Below are 20,771 nucleotides of genomic sequence, written 5' to 3'. Positions count from 1 at the left end.
GCCATGTTCCAGATGTCGTTCAGCACGTTCCGCGAACGGTGGGAACTGTTCGTCGGAGCCATCCTCAGCGTGGCCGTCGGTGTCGCCCTCGTGCAGGCCTCGATGCTGGTTCTGGTGGCCACGGGAGACCCGCGGGTCCCTCCTGGACTGTCCCGCCAGGCCGAGGACAAGGTCCGCGAGGGTTTCGTGGGTGCCGCGACCGTCATGGGCATGACCGCGTTCCTCGCCGTGTTCCTCGCGGTCTTCATCGTGAGTTCCACGTTCAGCTTCACCGTCGCCCAGCGCCGCCGCGACCTCGCCCTGCTGCGTCTCACCGGCGGAAGCCGCGGCCAGTTGCGGGCGCTGCTGCTGTCCGAGTCCCTGCTGCTCGGCCTGGTGGGATCCGCGCTGGGCGTGCCGTTCGGGGTGATCGCGAAGTACGCGCAGACCTGGCTGCTCGTCGAGATCGGCCTGCTGCCGGACGGCTTCACCGCTCCGTGGCGGCTGTGGGCCGTGATCGTCGCCGGAGTCGCCGGCGTCGGCGTGGCACTGGCCGGCGTGTTCACCGCCTCACTGCGGGCGGCGAAGATCCGGCCTCTGGAAGCCTTGCGGGAGACGGGTGAGGCCGCCAGGGCGATGACCGCTTCGCGGTGGCTGTTCGGCTTGTCCTTCGCGGCCTGCACCATCGCCATGGTGGTGTGGGCGCAGGGCGCCAACCTGATCGGCGCGATGATGGCGGCACTCGGCATCTCCGTGTTCGGCGCGGTCGCCATGAGCTTGCTGAGCCCTCTGGTCGTGCCGTTCATGGCCTGGCTGTTCGGGATTCTCGTGCCCGGTAGCACCCTGGTGGACCTGGCGCAGGCCAACCTGCGGGACGGGGTGCGGCGCAGCGCCGCCACCGCCTCCCCGCTGATCGTGCTGGTCTCGCTGCTGCTCGGTCTGGCGGGCACCTTCGGCTCGCTCGCCGCCGCCGGTGGTGAAGAGGCGAAGCGATCCGTGAACGCCCACCTCGTGGTGACCTCCACGGGCGAGGAGGCGGAACGGCTGCCGGGGATCGAGGGCGTGGCCGTCGCCTCCCGGCAGAACACCGTGGACATCGCGATCACCGTGGAGAAGACGCAGAACAAGCGGGTGATCACGAGGAACTTCTACACCGGGATCATCGCGGTGGACGCGGCCGACTACGCGCGTACGCACACCCTGCCTCCGTCGGCGGGCAGCCTGGACGCGCTCACCGGCAACACTGTGTTCACCGGCCCGGCCCGGCACGCCGACCGGATCGACCCCGGCCGGGTGCTCGCGGCCGACGTCGGTGGGCAGCCGCTGGAGCTCACCGTGGTCGGCGGCCTGCCGGAGACCCTGGAGACGGGGGACAGCTTCCTGGTCCCGCGCCAGGCCCTGCCCAGGCAGGTGTGGGCCGGGGCGCCGACCGAGACCGTCGTCCAGGTCGCGCCGGGACAGGACCCGGACGACGTCGCCGAGCGGATCGAGCAGGCGGGCTTCGGCCAGGTGCGGACGGTGTCCGGCTGGGCGATCACCCGTGCGGAGAACGCCCAGGACGGCAACGTCGAGATCCTGACCGTGCTGATGGGCCTCGCCGGGCTGTACGCGCTGATGGCCGTGGTGAACTCGGTGGTCATCGCCGGAACCGAACGCCGGCGCGAGTTCGCCGTCTCCAGGGTGACCGGGCTGACCCGGCCCCAGGTGGTCCGCACGGCCGTGGTCGAAGCCACCGCCGTGGCGGTCATCGGCCTGGTGCTCGGGTGCGTGGTGGCCGGAGCGGGCCTGCTGGGTATCGGCGGCGCCGTCCACAAGGCGATCGGCGCGACCGTGGTGGCCGTCCCCTGGACACTCATCATGGTCGTCGCGATCGGCTCGGTGGGCATCGTGGCGGTGACGAGCGGCATCACCGCGAGCATCGTCACGAAGGAGCGGCCTGTGTCCCTGGTGACGACAAAAGAATGAGCCAACCGGCGAGTGGCGGTCCGTCTCCACGATTTGAGGGGATCGACAGTACCGCCACGCAGGCGTCGCCCGGCCTGCGCGCTCGTCCTGGTCTCCGTTCTCGTGGTGTCCGGCATGGCCGTCCGGTGTGGGTCGAGCACCGCGCTCGACCCACACCGCGGGGCACTCAGCCGATGGCCGGTGCGACGGTCACGTAATCGATGTCGGGTGCGTACTTGGAGCGCTGGCCGTACTCGTTGAAGGTCTTCCCGTCCCAGTTCGGCAGCTCTTGCGAGGTGAACACGATCGTGTTCGCGCCCGCCCGGAGGTCGACCGGCACCGCGAGGTCGCGGAACTGGTTGGCGTGGAACGTGTTCGGGAATTCGACGCGGCGCACGGTCCCGTTGACCGAGATGTCCGCGTGCCGGGTCACCGGGTCGGGGTTGTAGTGGGTCGGGATGGATTCCTGCGCGTTGGAGTACCGGACCACCAGCACGTGTTGGCCGGCTCGCGCGGCGGGCACGGTGAGCGTCAAGGCGTTCGCCGGGCCGTCACCCACGTTCGCCGCGACCTGGCCGGAGGCGAACGAGTACTCGGCGGTGAACTTCGCCGCGCCCGTGACCGCGCCCTTTTCGGCCTCGATCTTGACGGGTGCGGTGGCGGACGACGGCGTGGTGCGGACCCGGTCGAGCAGCAGGTTCCCGGACGTGCCGGTCACGGTCAGCTGGTTGATCCCGGCCGAGAGGAACAGCTGGGCCGTGTCGGTGCCGCCGGTCGCACCCACGGTGAGGCCGTTCACCGCGCGTCCGTTGAGCTTCACGGCGGCCTGGCCGCCGCCGAAGTGGTCGAAGGACACCGATGCGTAACCGTCACGGTCGGCGTGGACCCAGAACCTCGCCGAGCCCGAGGTCGGAATCGTGGTCACGCCCGGACCGGACGAGCCCGAGACGTCGTAGCGGGGCGCGACCTTCGCCAGATCGGCGTACTCGGCCTCGTAGGAGGACCGGCCGTCGGTGCCCGCGTCGACCAGCGTGAGGTCGATCTTGTCGATGATCGCGTCGCCCCGCGTCACACCGAGCTGTGGGTCACGGGCCGCCAGCGTGATCGTGTGCGTGCCCGCCGTCAGCTGCACCCGCGTGTCGGTGTGCTCCCACACGACCCACGCGTACGACGTGGGCAGGCGCAGCTCCTGCGGCTGCTGACCGTCGACGCGGAGGAACACGTTGGTCGGTCCTTGGGGCACGACACCGGCGTACTTGTTGTAGGTGTTGGAGAACACGCTCAGGTCGTAGGCGCCGGTCTTCGGCACGTCCACGGTGAAGGTCAGCACCACGTCGGAACCCGTCCGCAGACCGCCCACGTTGTAGAGGTTCGAGGTGGCGAACTTGCCGACGTTCTCGGGACGCCCCTCCGGGCCGTTGCGGCTCCAGCCGGTCCCGGTGTGCGCGGCGTCCTCGGCCTCGTAGGTCTTGCGCCACACCGTCGACGCGCCCGCGCTCGTGCCGCTGCCGCCTGGGTTGACGATCACCTGGTACGCGGACATCTCGTTCAGATCCGTGAACGGCAGGACGAGGCTGCCGTCGCTCCCGACCGCCATCACGGTCTCCAGCTCGCGCAAGGGCTCACCCGAGTCGCCCAACTGGCCGGTCCACGGGATCTCCTGGACCGTGACGTGCACGGTGCTGCCGAACAGGGCCTGGTCGACGTTGGTGAAGCGCACGTCGGCCGCGCCGCCGGCGCCGCCGAAGATGGTGCGCGCCTGCCGCTTGTCGCGGTCCAGCGTCGCGACGCCCTGCAACGTGTACTGCAGACCGGGTGACGGCGGGGTCACGCGGACCGTGTTCCCGCTCATCTGGCCGTAGGCGTTGAACAGCCACCACTGGCCGTTGCCCTTGTTCGCCTCGGCGACGGAGTCGTCGAGGTTCCCGTCGATGTTCCAGTACGCCAGGTCCGCATCCACTTTGGACTCCTCGATGGCGGAGACCCACTGGATCATCTGGCCGGGCACCGAGAGGTGGTAGCGGAAGGCGTACTCGTTGATGTTGATCGGCAGCGGACCGATGCCCAGTTCGCGTTCCCAGGAGCGGTACTTCGCGACGCTGGTGCGCACCTTGTCCGGTGACGACAGTTCATGCCAGGTCATCACGTCCGGCAGGCAGCCGTTGGCCTTGCAGTAGGTCAGGAACCCCTTGACCTGGTCGTAGAGGAGGCTCGTGTTGGGGCCGGTGTCACCAGGCGGGCATCATCGGCGCGGGGTAGCGGTCGCCGACCGCGCCGTTCGGCAGGAGCGAGCCGATCAGATCCAGCCCTTCGGGGGTGAAGGTGAGGTGCGCGGCGGCGACGTTCTCGGCCACGCGCTGTGCGCTGCGGGTGCCGGGGATCGGCACGATGTCCCGGCCTTGGGCCAGCAGCCAGCCGAGCGCCACCTGCGCCACTGTGCAGCCCTTCCACTCGGCGATCGCACCCAGGTCACGGACGAGTGCCTGGTTGGTCTCGTAGTTGCCGGGCTGCCAGCGCGCGTCGTGGGCGCGCAGGTCGTTCGGCGGGCAGTCGGCGGCAGGCGTGGCTGTCCCGGTCAGGAAGCCGCGGCCGAGCGGGGAGCAGGCGACGAAGCCGATGCCCAGTTCGCGGACTGTCGGCAGCACCTCGGCCTCGACGGAGCGTTCGAACAGCGAGTACTCGGTCTGCAGGACCGAGACCGGGTGGACGGCGTGGGCGCGGCGGATGGCGTCCGGGCCGGCTTCGGACAGGCCGAAGAAGCGCACCTTGCCTTCGGCCACGAGCTCGCCGACGGTGCCGGCGACGCCCTCGATCGGCACGTCCGGGTCGACGCGGTGTTGGTATAGGACATCGATGTGGTCGGTGCCCAGGTGTCGCAGGCTTGCCTCCACGACCGCGCGGATGTGCTCAGGTCGGCTGTCGAAGGCGCGGCCGAAGCGGCTCATGTCGGTCAGGTCGTAGCCGGACTTGGTGGCCAGGACCACCTCGTCGCGGAAGTCCTTGACCGCCCGCCCGAGCAGTTGCTCGCAGGTGCCCTACCGCTCGGCGGTCCTGGCCCTGGACAAGCAGATCCTCACCGAACTGCTGCTGGAACTCGGCCCCGCCGCGCCGCCCCCGGCTGCCGAGCCCGCCTGGCGGGCCACGGCCGGTATGCCCGCTGAATTGATCGACGCCGTGACCCGCCTGGTGCGCCTGCTGGACGCCCCCGACGACATCCCGGCCCTGGCGCCGCGCGTCGAAAGCGAGATCATCTACCGGCTGCTGACCGGCCCGCTCGGTCCGGCGCTGCGCCAGGCCGCGGCAGCCGCGGGCACCCGGATCCGCGCCGTCATCACCTGGCTCGGCGACCGCTTTGCCGAACCGGTGAGCATCGACCGGATCGCCGCCGAGGCCGGTATGAGCCCGGCGACCCTGCACCGCCATCTCAAGGCTGCGACCGGTATGAGCCCGCTGCGCTATCAGAAACATCTGCGGCTGCTATCGGCCAGGCGCCAACTGCTGGCCGGCGACGCCACCGCCGCCCAGGTCGCCCACACCGTGGGATACACCAGCGCGACCCAGTTCAGCCGCGAATACCGGGCCTTCTACGGACTGCCGCCGGTCCAGGACATCACCCGCCTGCGCGCCGGGCTCACGAAACGCCACGCGGCGTAGACTCCCGGCCTCTGCGGGACGCTCTATTTTTCTGTGCGGTTTCGGCACGCCGCCGTCGGGTGTCGCACCGCACGTGCCGGCCGCGCGCCTCCTGTGGCCTTTCTGGGATGGTCACACGGATTTGCGTTCGATCAGGAAAACCGGGATCTCTCGGCTGGTCATGCTGTTGTACCCGTGAACACGCCACTCACGACGCCTTTGTTGGCCCGGAATTCCGTGATGATGTCCTTGTTGAATTCCGTGTAGTCGATCTCGTTGGCGCTCATTCCTGCTCCATTCTGGTAGATCCCTGTGTTCATGAAGATGTCATCCATCAGTGGAATGGAACCCGCGAATCCGAGGGTCACTCGCAAGCCGGCGGCCCGTGGTCTACGGCTCACGTGCCGACACCTGTCCTCCCTTCCTCCCCTTGTCGAGCCGGAGCAAGCAGCGGGCGCAGGAACCGTCCGGTGTGGGAGTCCTGGCATGCCGCGACGTGTTCCGGAGTGCCTTGGGCGATGACGGTGCCGCCGTGTCGGCCGCCTTCCGGGCCGAGGTCGATCAGCCAGTCGGCGGTCTTGATCACGTCGAGGTTGTGTTCGATCACGACGACGGTGTTGCCGGCGTCGGCGAGCCGGTTGAGCACGACCACGAGCTTGGCGACGTCGTCGACGTGCAGGCCGGTGGTCGGCTCGTCCAGGACGTAGAGGACGCCGACGAGCCCTGAGCCGATCTGGGTGGCCAGCCGGATCCGCTGTGCCTCCCCGCCGGACAGGCTCGCGGCCGGGCGGTTCAGCGACAGGTAGTCCAGGCCGACGTCGAGCAGGAACCGCAGCCGCTCGCCGATCTCGGCGAGCACGCCTTCGGCGACCCGGCGTTCCCAGCCCGCCGGCTCCAGGCTCTCCAGGAACGCGAGGGTTTCGTCGATCGGCAGCGCGGTCAGCTCGGCGACGTTCCGCCCGCCGACGGTGACGGCGAGGACGCTCGGCCGCAGCCGGGCTCCTCCGCAGGCCGAGCAGGGCACCTCGCGCAGGTAGCCGGCGAACCGGTTCTCGGCCCCGTCCGCTTCGGCGAAGCGGCGTTCGACGTGCGGGATCACGCCTTCGAACGCGGTGTAGTAGGAACGCTCGCGGCCCCACCGGCTGCGGTGCGTGATGTGAACCTGCTCGGGAATCCCGTGCAGCACCGCGTTCCTCGCGGCTGCGGGGTAGGCGCCGCCACGGGGTGTCGGTGCTGAAGCCGGCTTTCTCGGCGACCGCCTCGAGCAGCCGCGTGTAGTACTCGGCGCCACTGGTCGAGGTCCACGGCGCGATGGCGCCCTCAGCCAAGGGCTTCTCCTCGTCCGGGACGACCAGGTCCGGGTCGACCTCCATCCGGGTGCCGAGACCGGTGCACTCGGGACACGCACCCCACGGTGCGTTGAACGAGAACTGGCGGGGCTCCAGCTCCGCCAGGTCGAGGTCGTGGCCGTGTGGGCAGGCCATCTTCTCCGAGAACTGGACCTCTGCGCCGGCTGTGGGGCGCCAGAAGTCGGCGCTGTAGCTCTGACCTGCGTTGAGCCGCTGCGGGTTCGTACTCGTTGATCAGGCCGCCGAGGACGGGTCTGCGTCGTGCCGAGATGTGGCCCGGGTGTGGGATCGGGTGATCCGGTCGTGGTGGCAGGAGCTGGTGGGCTCGGTGTGGGCGGCGGTGGTTGTAGTGGGCCGCGTATCGGTCCAGCACTGACTTCAGGTGGCGTGACATTCGCGCGAGTTCCACGACATGTCGCTAGGCCAGGTGAGTGACAGACGAGTGCCCACGTAACGACGGGGATGCCGTTGCCCGAACAGGCTAGGGAAAAGATCGCCGCCTGATGAGGGGGACGCCGCATGTTCGCTCGCGCCGGGATACGCCGCAGACCGAGACCCAAGAGACGTGCCGGAGTAGCCCTCCTCGCCATCCTCGCCCTGATCGGCATCGGGTTGACGCCACCCGAGCTGTTCAGCCAGGTCAACCCGACCTCGGCGGGCGACGGCTCGGTGACCGCGCCGGACCACCCTGAGGGCGCCGCGTTCAACCCCAACCAGCTCAAGGGCATCAAAGCCGCAGACCCGACCAGCGGGGTCAACCTCGTCTCCGCCCCCAGCGCCAACAACATGGGCGACGCCCGGCTGTCGTACCCGCTGGAGGTGCCGCCGGGCCGGGCGGGCATGCAGCCGCAGCTCGGCGTCCAGTACAACTCCGCCGGCGGCAACGGCTGGACCGGTGTCGGCTGGGACCTCGCCCAGGCCGCGATCACCCTGGACACCCGCTGGGGCGTGCCCCGCTACCACGCCGGTCTGGAAACCGAGACCTACCTGCTCAACGGCGAACAGCTCACCCCCGTCGCGCACCGCGGCGAGCTCCAGGCGCGCACCGCCGAGAAGGTGTTCCACACCCGCGTCGAGGGACGGTTCGACAGGATCGTCCGGCACGGCGACCACCCCACCAACTACTGGTGGGAGGTCGTGGACCGGGAGGGCACGCGGTCGGTCTTCGGCGGCGACCAGACCTCCACGCTGGCCGACGCGTCCGGCAACATCGCCACCTGGGCGCTGCGCGAAACCCGTGACACCAACGACAACTTCGTGCGCTACCACAGCGTCCGCGTCGAGGACGCCGGTGTCGCGGGCGGATCGGTGCCGGGCGCCAACCTGTACCCCGCGAAGATCACCTACACCGGTCACGGCGACACCGAGGGCCGCTACTCGGTCACCTTCACCCGCGATCGCGACCGGGGCGAGCCGCGCCGCGGCGACGTCCAGATCGAGGCCCGCTCCGGGTTCAAGCGGGTCACCGCGGACCTGCTGCGGCGGGTCGAGGTGAAGGTGGACGACACCCTGATCCGCGCCTACGAGCTGGAGTACCGCCAGGGCGCGTTCGCGAAGACGCTGCTCGGCTCGGTCAGCCAGTTCGACGCGAACAACACCCGCTTCAACACCCACACGTTCGACTACTTCGACGACATCCGCGACGCCTCCGGCGGGTACGACGCGTTCGACGCGGCGGGCAACTGGGCCGTCGCCGACGACGACCTCGGCGTGAACGTCCGCGACGGCGAGGCCAGTGCGCTCTCGGCGACCACGTCGACGAGCGCGGGCGGGCACCTGTACGTCGGCTACAACCCGACCTCGGTGAGCAAGTCGAACTCCGCGGGCGTCAAGGTCGGCTACAACTCCGGCTCCTCCGACGGCCTGCTCGCGCTCGCCGACGTCAACGGCGACAACCTGCCGGACAAGGTGTTCCGCTCCGGCGGCGGCGTGTTCTACCGCCCCAACGAGTCGGGACCGGACGGGCAGGCCAAGTTCGGCGACACCCCGATCCCCCTGACGAACCTGCCGGGCATCTCCACCGAGAAGACGCGGTCCGGCACCGTCGGCATCGAGTCCTACTTCGGCGTGGCGGCACAACTGGACTACGTCTCCACGACCACCACGTCCGACCGCTACTTCACCGATGTCAACGGCGACGGCATCACCGACCTGGTGAACAACGGCGGTGTCCTGTTCGGCCACCTGGACGCCGACGGCCGGCCCGCCTACAGCGCCGACAGCGGCGACACCGGCGTCCCCGTCGGCGACGGCACCGCGTCCGGCACGATCGTCGGCGACCAGACCGCCGAGTTCGAGCGCCAGGTCGACACGTTCCCGCTGCTGGACGGCGTCCGCCGCTGGGTGGCGCCGTTCGACGGCACGGTCCGCGTGGACGGCCGCGTCAAGCTGGTGCAGGACACGAGCCCCGAACGGCAGGCGTACCGCTCGGCCGACGGTGTCCGGGTCGCCATCCAGCACCAGGACACCGAGCTGTGGTCGCAGCGCATCGGCCCGGACGACTACATCGAGTTCGCGCCGACGGGCACCGACGACATCGCCGTGCGCAAGGGCGAAGCGCTGTTCTTCCGCGTCCAGTCCGTGCTCGACGGCCTCTACGACACGGTCGCGTGGGACCCGAAGGTCACCTACACCGGCGTCCCGGCGAGCACCGACGTCAACGGCCTGGCCTACGACACCTACCTCGCGTCCCGCGACTTCACGCTCGGCGGCCGGCCGTCGGTCGTCGTCGCGCCGCTGACCGGCACGCTGCACCTGTCCGGTGACGTCACCAAGTCCGGTCCCACGACCGACGACGTGACGGTCGTGGTGACCCGCAACGGTTCCGACGTCTACAGCCACACGCTGGCGCGCGGCAGCGCCGGCACCGCGTCGATCGACCTGGACATCCCGGTCACCGCCGAGGACACCCTGTCCTGGCGGCTGAAGGTCGACTCGCCGGTCGACGCCGGGACGCTGCGCTGGGTGCCGCGCGCCCACTACACGGCGGCGCAGGGCGTCGACTCGGTGGTGGACGGCGACGGCAACCCGACGCTGGTCATCCACCCGCCGTACGACCTGGACATGTACCCGGTGTCCACGCTGACCGCGCCGCAGGCGTCGTACACGGCGGCGCAGAGCGGCACCGTCACCGTCGAGCCGGCGCTGACCTTCGACTTCGCGGGCCAGGCCCCGGACACCCGGGTCGTCTTCACGGTCAAGAAGCGCGGCGAGCTGCTGGCCAAGCGGGTGATCGACGTCGTGGACGGCCAGGTACCCGACCCGGCTTCGCTGCGCGTCACCGCGGAGGTCACCCAGGGCGACGAGCTGTTCTTCGACTTCGCCACGCTCGACACCGGCCTGCCCGCGCGGTTGACGGGCCAGTCGGCGTCCCTCTCCCACGACGGCACGAACTTCACCGCCGTGCCCAGCGCCCTGCACGCCTCCGCCGAGCAGGGCGCGTTCGCGCAGCCGTACCGCGGCTGGGGCGCCGTGGGTTACCAGGGCAACCGCGACCGGGCGACCAAGCCGATCAGCCGCGGCGACCTCGTCCTGGACGAGAGCTACCGCGACGAGCTGCCCGACGGGCCGACCGAGGACGACGTGCCGGGCTTCACGGAGAACCCGCAGGTCAAGCAGCCAAGGGTGGTGGTGTTCGCGCCGCTTCCCGCGCAGGACCGCTGGGCCGGCGCGGACGACAACACGTGGGTCTCGCGTGACGCCGCGGCCAGTTCGCGCCTCGGTCTGGACACCATCGACGTGGTCACCGACGGCGACGTCGCGGGCGCCGCGGCCGTGTCCCGACGCGGGCGCACGCAACAGATCTCGACCACGTTCGGCGCGAGCATCCCCGGCGTCCCGATCGGCGGGGGCGCGAGCGTCGCGAAGGGCCGCACCACCGGGCAGCTCGACTTCCTCGACCTCAACGGCGACCGGTTCCCCGACGTCGTCGGCTCGGCGGGCGTGCAGTACTCCGACATGACCGGCGGCCTGGGCGACACCAGGGGCAGCGTCGGCGACGCGGTGCGCGAGTCCGACTCGCTGGCCTACGGCGTGAACGCCAACGCGGGCAGCCCGGCCCGCACCAGCGGCAACGGTCGTGGCGAGGCGGCGCCCTCGGGCAACCGCAACGCCAACAGCGCCAAGTCCGGCCCGGAGATGCCCGCGCTCGGCGTGGGCGGCAACATCGGCGGCGGCGAGTCCGACACCGGCCACGACCTGATCGACATCAACGGCGACGGCCTGCCGGACAAGGTGTTCGACAACGGCGACGCCGCGCTGAACCTCGGCTACTCGTTCGCGGCGCGCGAGCCGTGGCCGGGCGGCCCGGTCAACGACGGCAAGACCACCAGCGCCGGGGTGAACCTGGGCTTCAACACCAACTACTACGGCTTCGCGGGCGGTGTGTCGGCGGCGGTCGGCTCGTCGGTCACCAGCGCCACGCTGCTGGACGTCAACGGCGACGGCCTGGCCGACCGCGTGTTCGCCAACGGCGACAACCCCGTCGGCGTCGCCGTCAACACCGGCAACGGGTTCGGCGCGCCGACCCCGTTCCGCGGCAGCGCGGGCGATATCGGCAAGGACGAGAACGCCACCCTCGGTGGCGGCGTGTACTTCACGTTCGGGTTCTGCTTCTTCTTCGGCTGCCTGGTCTTCAACCCCGGCGGCGACGTCTCCACCGGCATCGGCCGCGCCGAGGTGGCGCTGCGCGACGTCAACGGCGACGGCTACGCCGACCACGTCCGCTCCACCCGCGACGACGAGCTCGTGGTGGCGGCCAACAAGACCGGGCGCACGAACCTGCTGCGCACCGTGTCCCGGCCGCTGGGCGCGCGGATCGACCTGGACTACACCCGGTCCGGCAACACGCAGGACCAGCCCGACTCGAAGTGGGTGCTCTCCCGGTCTTCCGTGCACGACGGGCACCCCGGCGACGGCCAGGACGTGCAACTGTCCACGTTCCGCTACGAGGCGGGCAGGTACGACCGGCTGGAGCGCGAGTTCCTCGGCTACGGCAAGGTGGTCGCCGAGCAGCGCGACGCGGGCGCGGGTGACGTCCTGCTGCGGGCGCTGACCAGCGAGTACCGCACGGACAGCTACTACCTGCGCGGCCTGGTGACCCGGTCCGCGACCGCAGACCCGTCGGGCGGGCTGTTCCAGGAGACGGTCAACACCTACCAGTTGCGCGACGTCGCCACCGGCGGCACCGCGAACCCGAAGGCGACGACGGCGAGGGTCTTCCCGCTGCTGGCCCGCGTGGACAAGCACTACCACGAGGGCCAGGCGAACCCCGGCAAGTCCACCTACACCGAGATGTCGTACGACGAGCACGGCAACCTCGTGCGGTCGTTCGACGCCGCCGACACCGGCCCGGGTGACGACGTGGAGGCCGAGTTCGGCTACACGTCCTCGATCCAGGCGTGCCGCGACCGCAACATCGTCGGCGTCGCGAACCTCGTCCGGGAGTACGGCACCAGCCCTCGCACCCTGATGCGCCACCGTGAGTCCACAATGGACTGCACGACCGGTGACGTGCTGTCGGTGCGCGAGATCCTGCCCGACGGCTCAGCCGCGGTCAGCGACCTGACCTACCACGACAACGGCAACCTGCGCACCATCACCGAACCGGTCAACAAGAACGGGCAGCGCTACAAGCAGGAGTACGGCTACGACACCGTCGTCGGCGTGCACGTCGAGTCCATCAGGGACAGCTTCGGCTACGAGTCGTCGGCGACGCACGACCTGCGGTTCGGCCTGCCCGACCTCACCATCGACGAGAACCACCAGTCGCTGCGCATGTCCTACGACAGCGTCGGTCGCGTGGACGAGGTGGTCGGGCCGTACGAGATCGGCTCCGGGCGGGCCACGATCGACTTCGAGTACCACCCGGAGGCGGTCGTCCCGTACGCGGTCACCCGGCACCTCGACCGCACCGCCACCGGCGTGCGCGACGACACGATCGACACCATCCAGTTCGCCGACGGCCTCGCCCGACCGGTGCAGAGCAAGCAGGACGGCGCCGTAGCCGACATCGCGGGCAGGACGCCCGTGGACGTGATGGTGGTGTCCGGTCGGGTCACGTTCGACCCGCTGGGCCGGGTCGTCGAGCAGTACTACCCGGTGACCGAGCCGAAGGACGCGGGCAACACGGCGTTCAACGCGGCCTACGACGCGGTGACCCCCACCAGGCTGAACTACGACGTGGTGGACCGCAGCGTCAAGTCCGTGCTGCCGGACGGCACGTCCAACGAGCTGGCCTACGGCTTCGGCGTCGACCGCTCCGGCGCAACCCGGTTCCGGACGATCGCCACCGACGCCAACGGCAAGCAGCGCCGCACCTACACCGACGTGCGGGTGCTGACCACCGCCGTGCAGGAGTTCAACGCCGGCACGGCGATCTGGACCAGCTACGGCTACGACCCGATGGGTCAGCTCACCAGCGTCGTGGACGACAAGGGCAACACGACCAGGGCCGAGTACGACAACTTCGGCCGCCGCACCGTCGTGGACAGCCCCGATTCCGGCCGTACCGAGACCCGGTACGACCTGGCGGGCAACAAGACGGCGAAGGTCACGGCCAAGCTGCGGGCGGCGGGCAAGGCCGTCGAGTACGACTACGAGTACAACCGCCTCGCCGGCATCCGGTACCCGGTGTTCTCCGGCAACAACGTCACCTACACCTACGGCGGGCCGGGCGCGCCGGACAACGGCGCGGACCGCGTGGTGGCCGTCCGCGACGCGGCGGGCACCGTGACCCGCAAGTACGGCGCCCTGGGCGAGAAGACGAGCGAGACCCGCACGGTCACCGCGCTCACCACACCCGCGCGGACCTACACCACCGGGTACCGGTACGACTCGTTCAACCGGGTGCTCGACATGACCTACCCCGACGGCGAGGTGCTCACCTACGAGTACGACTCCGGCGGCCAGGTCACCCGCGCCACCGGACGCAAGGCCGGGTTCGACTACCCGTACCTGGCGCGGCTCGACTACGACAAGTTCGGTCAGCGGCTGTTGCAGGAGACCGGGACGGGCGTGCGCACCACGTTCGCCTACGACCCGGCCGACCGGCAGCTGAGCAACCTGAAGTCGCGGCTGGCCGACGGACACCAGTTCCAGGACATCAGCTACGAGTACGACAACGTGGGCAACGTCCTGTCGCTGACCAACACCGTGCCGCTGCCGCACGGCAAGCCGATCGGCGGGCCGAGCAGGCAAACCTACGAATACGACGACCTGTACCGGCTCACGACGGCCACCGGCGAGTACAAGAACAAGGACAACAAGCTCGACCGGTACTCGATGGCCCTGGGCTACGACTCCATCCACAACCTGACGGCCAAGAGCCAGCGGCACGAGATCCTGGTGCTGTCCGGCTCCACGCCCACCCAGTCGCAGCCGGCGCCATCGACGCCGGCGGACGAGCCGGTCACCGACCCGGCGACCGGTGAGGCCCTGCCGCCGCTCGGGGCGATCGAGCCCGTGGACGAGCAGGTCTCGCAGACCGAGCCCGTCCCGTCCACGCAGCCCGCGTACGAGCCGGTTGCCTACTCGGTGCAGTCCGCGACGACCGCGCAGGAGCAGAAGAAGACCACCTACGACTACGACTACGCCTACAACAGCGGGAAGCCGCACGCGCCCAGCGCGGTCGGTCCGGTCAACGAGTCCTACGACACCAACGGCAACCTGGTCGACTCCGTCAACACCCTGCCGCCCGCGCCGGGCAAGCGGCGGCAGCTCGTGTGGGACGAGGAGAACCGGCTCGCCTGCAACCAGGACCACAGCCGCAACAAGACCGTTGCCCAGCACCCGGACGCGTGCACCAGCCCGCAGCAGCCGGCGACCGTGCGGTACGTGTACGACGACGAGGGCAACCGGGTCGTCAAGAACGCCGGACCGCAGCACATCTACCCCAACCGGGCGTTCAGCGAACGCAACGGCACGTCGTTCAAGCACGTGTTCGTCGGTGACACCCGGATCGCCACGAAGACGGTCAAGACCGACTCCACCTACGAGAACCACCACTTCTACTTCCACGCCGACCACCTCGGCTCGTCGGGGTACGTCACCGACGAGCACGGCAACCTGACCGAGCACACCGAGTACTTCGCGTTCGGCGAGCCGTGGGTGCAGGAGCACCCGGCGCAGCCGACACCGGTCCCGTTCCTGTACGGGTCGAAGGAGTTGGACGAGGAGACCGGCTTCTACTACTACGGGGCCCGCTACTACAACCCGCGTACGCAGCTCTGGCAGAGCCCGGACCCGATCATCGAGTCCTACCTCGACGGCGCGCCTGCCGGCGGCGTGCACCGGCCGGTCAACCTCGCGGCCTACACCTACGCCCACAACAACCCGGTGAAGTTCACCGACCCCGACGGTCGGTACGTGGAGAGCGCGTGGGACGCCATCAGCCTGGGAATCGGCGTGGCGAGCTTCGTGCAGAACGTCCGCGAGGGCAACGGGTGGGGCGCGGCGCTGGACGCCGTCGGCATCGTCGCGGACGGCGCGGCGCTGGTGCTGCCCGTCGTGCCGGGCGGTGCGGGCGCCTTGATCAAGGCCGGTCGCGCGGCCGAGAAGGGCGTGGAGGTGGTCCGGGCCGCCGACCGGGCACGAGACGCGGAACGGGCCGTCGAAGGCGCCCGGACCACGGCCCGTGCCGCGGACAAGGGCGGTGACGCGGCCAAGGCGGCGGGCAACACGTCGGTGCCCTGCGCGGTGCCCAACAGCTTCACACCGGAGACACCGGTGCTGATGGCCGACGGCACGCGCAAGCCGATCAGCGAGGTGCAGGTCGGCGACCTGGTCCTGGCCACCGACCCGGAGACGGGCGTGGTCGAGGCTCGGCCGGTGACCGACCTCATCGTCGGCGACGGCTCGAAGGACCTGGTCGAGATCACCGTCGACACAGGTTCCGGCAAGGGCACCGTCATCGCCACCGACGGTCACCCGTTCTGGGCGGCCGACCTCGGGTCGTGGGTCGACGCGAAGGACATCCGGGTCGGGACGTTGCTGCGCACCGGCAGCGGCACCTACGTCCAGGTGGTCGCGGTCAGGGCGTGGACACAGCAGCAGCGGGTGCACAACCTGACCGTCGACGGACTGCACACCTACCACGTAGCGGCGGGTGCGGTCGACGTCCTCGTGCACAACTGCGGTGGCCCGGTCATCCGCAACAAGCACCTGGCCGGCAAGACGCACCAGAGCGGAGTGCCGTTCGACAAGAACGGGTTCCCGGACTTCTCCAAGTGGCGCCACCCGAAGGTCCCGGACGTGCGGATCAAGCTGACCGGCAACCGGAAGGTGGACGAGCGGCTGGCCAACGAGGCGGCCGGGTTGAAGAACACGCCGTCCGACTACACGTGGCACCACCACCAGGACAGTGGTCTGATGCAGTTGATCCGCCGTGACGTCCACGCCGCCACGGGCCACACCGGAGGGCACGCGTTGAAGCTGCATGAGTGAGCGGTTCTTCGAGGAGGACCCGTACTACACGGGTCCTCCTCTGACCGACGAGATGGTCCGCGCGGCTGAGGCCCACCTGGGCGTCCGGCTCCCGCGGGCCTACCTCGCGTTGCTGGCGCAGCGCAACGGCGGCACCCCGCGCCGCCGTTGCCTGCGCACGCCGTTCCCGACGTCATGGGCCCCGGACCACTTCGAGATCCGCGGCCTGCGGGGCCTCGGCGGCACCTGGGGCATCGATTCGGAGGACCTGGGCAGCCGGTACCTGGTGGGGGAGTGGGGCTACCCGGACATCGGGGTGGTCATCTGCGACACCCCGTCGGCAGGCCACGACACCGTGATGCTCGACTACTCCGAGTGCGGCCCGACCGGCGAGCCCGCAGTGGCCTACGTCGACGAGGACCGCGTGCCCCGTCGGGTCGCCGCCACGTTCGAGCAATTCGTCGCCGCGCTCGAGGACTGCCCGGACTGACCGCGTCGGACCCTGTGAGGTGTCAAAAGTCGGCGCTAGGGTGGTGGCTCACGCTGGATTCGGCAGGTCCGTCGACGCGAGCTTGGCCGGGTCGGTCACGACCGCGATGTCGGCGATCCGGCCGTCGACGACGGTGAACGCGATGACCGAGAGCGGGGCGCCGTCCTCGCGCCAGGACACGACGCCGGGACGGCCGTTGACGAGCACTGCTCGCCCCCGCTCGGCCGCGGCGGCGGACAGCTGCGCGCCGGTGGCGACCTTGGTGGCGCCGAGGATGACGACCACACCGTCGGGGGTGTCGACGGTGAGCCTCACCTCGGGGTCGAGTACGCGCAGCAACCCCTCGAAGTCGCCGTGGCGAGCCGCCGCCAGGAAGGCCTGGACCACCTCCCGCTGCTCCCGCCTGGCGACCGTCGGCCGCCCGGTCGCCTGCACCTTCCTGCGGGCGCGGCTGGCGAGCATCTTGGTGGCGTCGGTGGACTTGCCGAGGATCTGGCCGATCTCGTCGAACGGCACCGCGAACAGGTCGTGCAGCACGAACGCCAGCCGCTCGCCCGGCCTGAGCGAGTCCAGGACGACGAGGAGCGCGAGCCCGACCGAGTCGGCGAGCGCCGCGTCGTCCTCTGGCGCGGGGCCGTTGTCGACCGTCACCACGAGCTCGGGCAGCCGGCTGTCGTAGGACGCCTCAGGGTGGGTCTGGCGCGCTCGCAGGACATCCAGGCTGATCCGGCCGACCACCGTGGTCAGCCAGCCTGCCAGGTTCTCGATGGTCGCCGTGTCCTGACGGGCGAGCCGCAACCAGGCCTCCTGGACCACGTCCTCGGCGTCGGCGTGCGATCCGAGCACGCGGTAGGCGACCGCGCGCAGCCGGTCGCGCTGGGCCTCGAACGCCTCGGCCACCGGATTCGTCCGGCTGGTGTCAGTCACCTTGTCACCTTCCTCGGATCCGCTCCGACCATGGGCTGTGACAGACCCGGATTGTGGCGTCTGCAGGCGGTCAGCCGTCGGCACGGTTTCCGCGGCGCTGCTGGCGCAGCGAGATCCGGTTGCCGTCCGGGTCCACTGCCTCGATGCGAACGCCGAACGGGTAGTCCTCCGGTTCGGGCTCGTCGAATGTCACGCCTCGTCGGCGAAGCACCTCGAAGTCCTTCCTCAGGTCGTCCGACTCGAGGATGAGCGGACCGGGCGCGGTGCCCGGCTGGACCGGTTGTCCCGAGGCCGGCGCATGCGACCAAAGGATGATCTTGACTGGACTGCCGGCAACGCCCACGGTGAGGAAGCGCCCGTCAGGCCCCGGATAGTCGACGTGCTTCTCCAGGCCGAGCCCTTCCGTGTAGAACTTCAGCGCGCGGTCCTGATCGGTGACATAGACCGTCACGTACATGATGTTCGTCAGCATCCTGTTCTCCACTCCATTCGGTCCGACGCCCTTTGGGCACACTCGGTCGTCGCCTGTATGACGGGAGTCGGCGGGAAGAGGTAACAAACCCTGCCGCCCGGCGCGTCGAGGAGCACCGGACCTCCCTGACGGCACCTCGTACGCCAGGACCACCGGACGCCATGCCCGACACGATCCCCCGTCGGGGTTCGCCGCCGCACGCAAGCCGGGAGTCCCCAGCCGGTACCTCGGCGCACCACGTGCGGTTACTGGTCAGCGCCGTCATGGAAGGGCAACGGCGCATCGCCTTCGGGGATGCCGTGAGGTGAGTCCAGGCCCTTGATGAACCCGTCGCCGTAGTCCAGCGCGTGCACCTTCACGCCGCGGACCTCGGGGCGGTCGTTGTCGACGATGATCAGTTGGAAGGGCGTTCCAAGCTTCCGTCCCCGGTGGTGCGGCCGAGCACGACCCGGCCGGCGTTCCAGGACCGTGACCTGGTGCCGCAACGCGGGCGTCGTGGACCGCCGGACCTCAGCCGGTCAAGCCGATTTGAGTTGCGAAGGCCGCGGTGTCGTAGTACTCCCGGCAGGCCGAAATGAGCCCGGTCCCGGACAGCTCGCACACGGCGACGAGAGGTGCCTCGTACGACTTGCCGGTCGGCGGGACCTCTCCGTCGGCCGTCATCATCGGGCCGGTGAAGGTGCCCTTGGTCGCACCTTCCAGGACCACGACGTCGCCTTGCTCGATCACCGACCGGACCTCGAACGCCATGTCGGGGAACGCCTTGAAGAACGTGGCCGCCAGCGCCACGAGCGCGTCCCGACCCCGAAGCGGGTCCGGAAGGTCCGGCACCGCGTAGGTCGCGTCGTCGGTGAACATCGCCGCCCAGCGAACCGGGTCACCGCTTCCCACAGCGGCGACGAACGTCCGCGCGAGTTGCTCACCCCGACCAACGACTTCGTCCATGCCGGCCATCCTGCGAGCCCTTGCCAGGCGGCGTCGATGCCACGATTCTGTTATTGCGGATCCGGACGGCCGCGAGGCGGTGGTGATGGACTCACGAGCGGGGGACCGGGTACGGCACGACCTGGGCAAACTTGTCGATGCCGGTCTCGACGTCGCGGCGTTCTGCGCCGCGGCCGGCCCGCTCGTGACCCGGGCGGTGCCCTCGTCGACCGGTGCGGCCGAAACGCCGACCTGGTACGCCCTCGACCCGCGGTCGCTGCTGATCATCGGTGTGCACGGGCCCGACTGCGAATTCGACACCGCCGCGCAAATGCGCTGGGAGTACATCGATGACGACGTGAACAAGTCGATCGACGTCGCGCAGAACCCGACCGGAGTCCAGACCCTCGCCGAGGTCACGGACGGGGACCCCTGGCTCAGTCCCATCTACCGCGACTACATGTACGACCACGATCTTGCCCAGGAGATGTTGGTGGCGTTGCGTGGCACCGACGGGCAGGTCTGGGCCACCGTGCGCCTCAACCGTCCACGGGCGATGGCTGCCTTCGACGAGTCAGACCGGCAGTTCATGCGGTCGGTTGCCCCGTGCCTGGCAGAAGGCATCAGGCGCGGACTGCTCGCCGACGCCACCTCCGACGTGCCAACCCCCGCCTCACCGGGGTTGGTGGTCGTCGACCGCCTGGGCCTTCCGGTCGCCATGAGCGCCACGACACGGGAGTGGCTGGCACTGTTCCCCGGCGGTCCCTGGTCCGACGGCGAGCTTCCGCTGCCCGTCCACGCTGTTTCGTTCGCGACGTTGGCCGAGGCGAGTGCGTCAGCGGTGCTCCGTATCCGACTGATCAACGGACACTGGGCGACCTTGCACGGCGCCCTGACCGAGCTCGGGACAACCGGCACCGCCAGCGTCATCATCGGTCCGGCCAGCCGTGAGCACCTGGCCCCGTTGACAGCGGCGATCCACGGGTTGACTCCGCGTGAGCAGCAGGTCGCCGAACTCGTCCTGAGGGGGCATGCCACCCACCGGATAGCTCGCAGGCTCGAGATCTCGCCGTACACGGCGCAGGAGCACCTGCGCCACATCTTCGCCAAGGTCGGCGTCGCCAGCCGCGGGGAACTCGTGGCCGCCCTCTTCCTCGGGTGAAGCGGATAACGACAATCGAGCGTTGCCCGCGGCCGGTCGGCACGCCGAGCGCCGACCTTCGGACGCGGTGACCCGGCGATGGCTGCTGTCTTCGTCCAGTTGAGTGGGTGGTCCGCGGGCACGGACATGCCGACCCGTCCACGGACCACCGCGGACATCTTCGCGATGCGTCACGGTGATCAGGCCGCCTCGTCCTCGATCAGCCCGTACGGTGGCTGGTCCACCCGTCCAGCGCGGAGGATCCGCGGGGACGCCGCATGCACCGGTGGGCCGGTCGGCGACCGGCAAGCGACTGTTCGCCTGGGTGGGTGTGCTGACCGCAAAGTCGAACGAGGGCTCGCTACCCGATCTTTTCGTTTCGGGGTGACGGTTGCTCTTGCCGGTGGGTGTATGCCGGTGGGTGTATGCCGGTGGGATGCGGTATTCCGATGGTGGTGGTCTGACCGCGGAGCAACGGGCCCGGCGGGAACG

General features: G+C 69.9%; 12 protein-coding genes and 1 pseudogene. 5 read left to right on the top strand and 8 right to left on the bottom strand.

Annotated features, from left to right (window positions below; all coding sequences use genetic code 11):
* The first annotated feature begins 3 nt into the window (after positions 1-3).
* Positions 4-1,944 (top strand): FtsX-like permease family protein, encoded by a 1,941-nt coding sequence (locus FM051_RS43280; RefSeq protein ID WP_158852919.1) that lies wholly within the window; start codon positions 4-6, stop codon positions 1,942-1,944.
* 166 nt (positions 1,945-2,110) lie between these two features.
* On the opposite strand, the gene FM051_RS43275 is transcribed toward FM051_RS43280, so the two are convergent.
* Both FM051_RS43275 and FM051_RS43270 read right to left on the bottom strand, forming a co-directional pair.
* Complete coding sequence (locus tag FM051_RS43275) at positions 2,111-4,066, bottom strand: carbohydrate-binding protein (protein ID WP_158852918.1); 1,956 nt, start codon at positions 4,064-4,066, stop codon at positions 2,111-2,113.
* Positions 4,067-4,151: 85 nt separating this feature from the next.
* Entirely contained in the window at positions 4,152-4,907 is a 756-nt protein-coding gene (locus FM051_RS43270; RefSeq protein ID WP_238413075.1) for an aldo/keto reductase, read from the bottom strand.
* Positions 4,908-4,953: 46 nt separating this feature from the next.
* Between FM051_RS43270 and FM051_RS43265 the strand changes: the two genes are divergently transcribed.
* Positions 4,954-5,577: an AraC family transcriptional regulator gene (locus FM051_RS43265; protein ID WP_202919349.1), complete on the top strand. Its 624-nt coding sequence runs from the start codon at positions 4,954-4,956 to the stop codon at positions 5,575-5,577.
* 158 nt (positions 5,578-5,735) lie between these two features.
* Here FM051_RS43265 and FM051_RS43260 read toward each other — a convergent pair whose 3' ends face one another.
* From FM051_RS43260 to FM051_RS53455, 3 genes and pseudogenes are all read right to left on the bottom strand, one after another.
* The gene (locus tag FM051_RS43260) at positions 5,736-5,891 is read right to left on the bottom strand and encodes a hypothetical protein (RefSeq protein ID WP_158852916.1); all 156 of its coding nucleotides are present in this window, start codon (positions 5,889-5,891) and stop codon (positions 5,736-5,738) included.
* Between the two features lie 62 nt (positions 5,892-5,953).
* On the bottom strand, positions 5,954-6,742 hold the full coding sequence (locus FM051_RS43255; protein ID WP_274383880.1) for an excinuclease ABC subunit UvrA: 789 nt from the start codon (positions 6,740-6,742) through the stop codon (positions 5,954-5,956).
* A gap of 85 nt (positions 6,743-6,827) precedes the next feature.
* Positions 6,828-6,929, bottom strand: a pseudogene (locus FM051_RS53455) (hypothetical protein); the annotation flags it as partial.
* A gap of 495 nt (positions 6,930-7,424) precedes the next feature.
* Between FM051_RS53455 and FM051_RS43250 the strand changes: the two are divergent.
* Both FM051_RS43250 and FM051_RS43245 read left to right on the top strand, forming a co-directional pair.
* Positions 7,425-16,346 carry a SpvB/TcaC N-terminal domain-containing protein gene (locus FM051_RS43250; RefSeq protein ID WP_158852915.1) on the top strand — a complete coding sequence of 2,974 codons (8,922 nt, stop codon included), beginning with the start codon at positions 7,425-7,427 and terminating at the stop codon, positions 16,344-16,346.
* Positions 16,339-16,815, top strand: a complete 477-nt coding sequence (locus FM051_RS43245) for an SMI1/KNR4 family protein (protein ID WP_158852914.1) — start codon at positions 16,339-16,341, stop codon at positions 16,813-16,815. Before FM051_RS43250 ends, FM051_RS43245 begins: the two co-directional genes overlap by 8 nt.
* A gap of 48 nt (positions 16,816-16,863) precedes the next feature.
* Here the strand turns inward: FM051_RS43245 and FM051_RS43240 are convergent, their stop codons facing one another.
* The 3 genes from FM051_RS43240 to FM051_RS43230 form a co-directional block, all read right to left on the bottom strand.
* Positions 16,864-17,742, bottom strand: a complete 879-nt coding sequence (locus tag FM051_RS43240) for a sigma-70 family RNA polymerase sigma factor (protein ID WP_158852913.1) — start codon at positions 17,740-17,742, stop codon at positions 16,864-16,866.
* A gap of 70 nt (positions 17,743-17,812) precedes the next feature.
* Positions 17,813-18,214, bottom strand: a complete 402-nt coding sequence (locus FM051_RS43235) for a VOC family protein (RefSeq protein WP_158852912.1) — start codon at positions 18,212-18,214, stop codon at positions 17,813-17,815.
* A 510-nt stretch (positions 18,215-18,724) separates the two neighbouring features.
* Positions 18,725-19,159 carry a nuclear transport factor 2 family protein gene (locus FM051_RS43230; RefSeq protein ID WP_158852911.1) on the bottom strand — a complete coding sequence of 145 codons (435 nt, stop codon included), beginning with the start codon at positions 19,157-19,159 and terminating at the stop codon, positions 18,725-18,727.
* On the opposite strand from FM051_RS43230, the gene FM051_RS43225 reads away from it, so the two are divergent.
* Positions 19,158-20,300 (top strand): helix-turn-helix domain-containing protein, encoded by a 1,143-nt coding sequence (locus FM051_RS43225; protein ID WP_158852910.1) that lies wholly within the window; start codon positions 19,158-19,160, stop codon positions 20,298-20,300. The two genes, FM051_RS43230 and FM051_RS43225, sit on opposite strands and share 2 nt — an antisense overlap.
* Positions 20,301-20,771: the final 471 nt, after the last annotated feature.

The organism is Saccharothrix deserti, from assembly GCF_009769385.1.
GTDB classification, from domain to species: domain Bacteria; phylum Actinomycetota; class Actinomycetes; order Mycobacteriales; family Pseudonocardiaceae; genus Actinosynnema; species Actinosynnema deserti.
The sequence above is the reverse complement of the archived record's forward strand: the minus strand, read 5'-3'. Positions and strand labels throughout refer to the sequence as shown.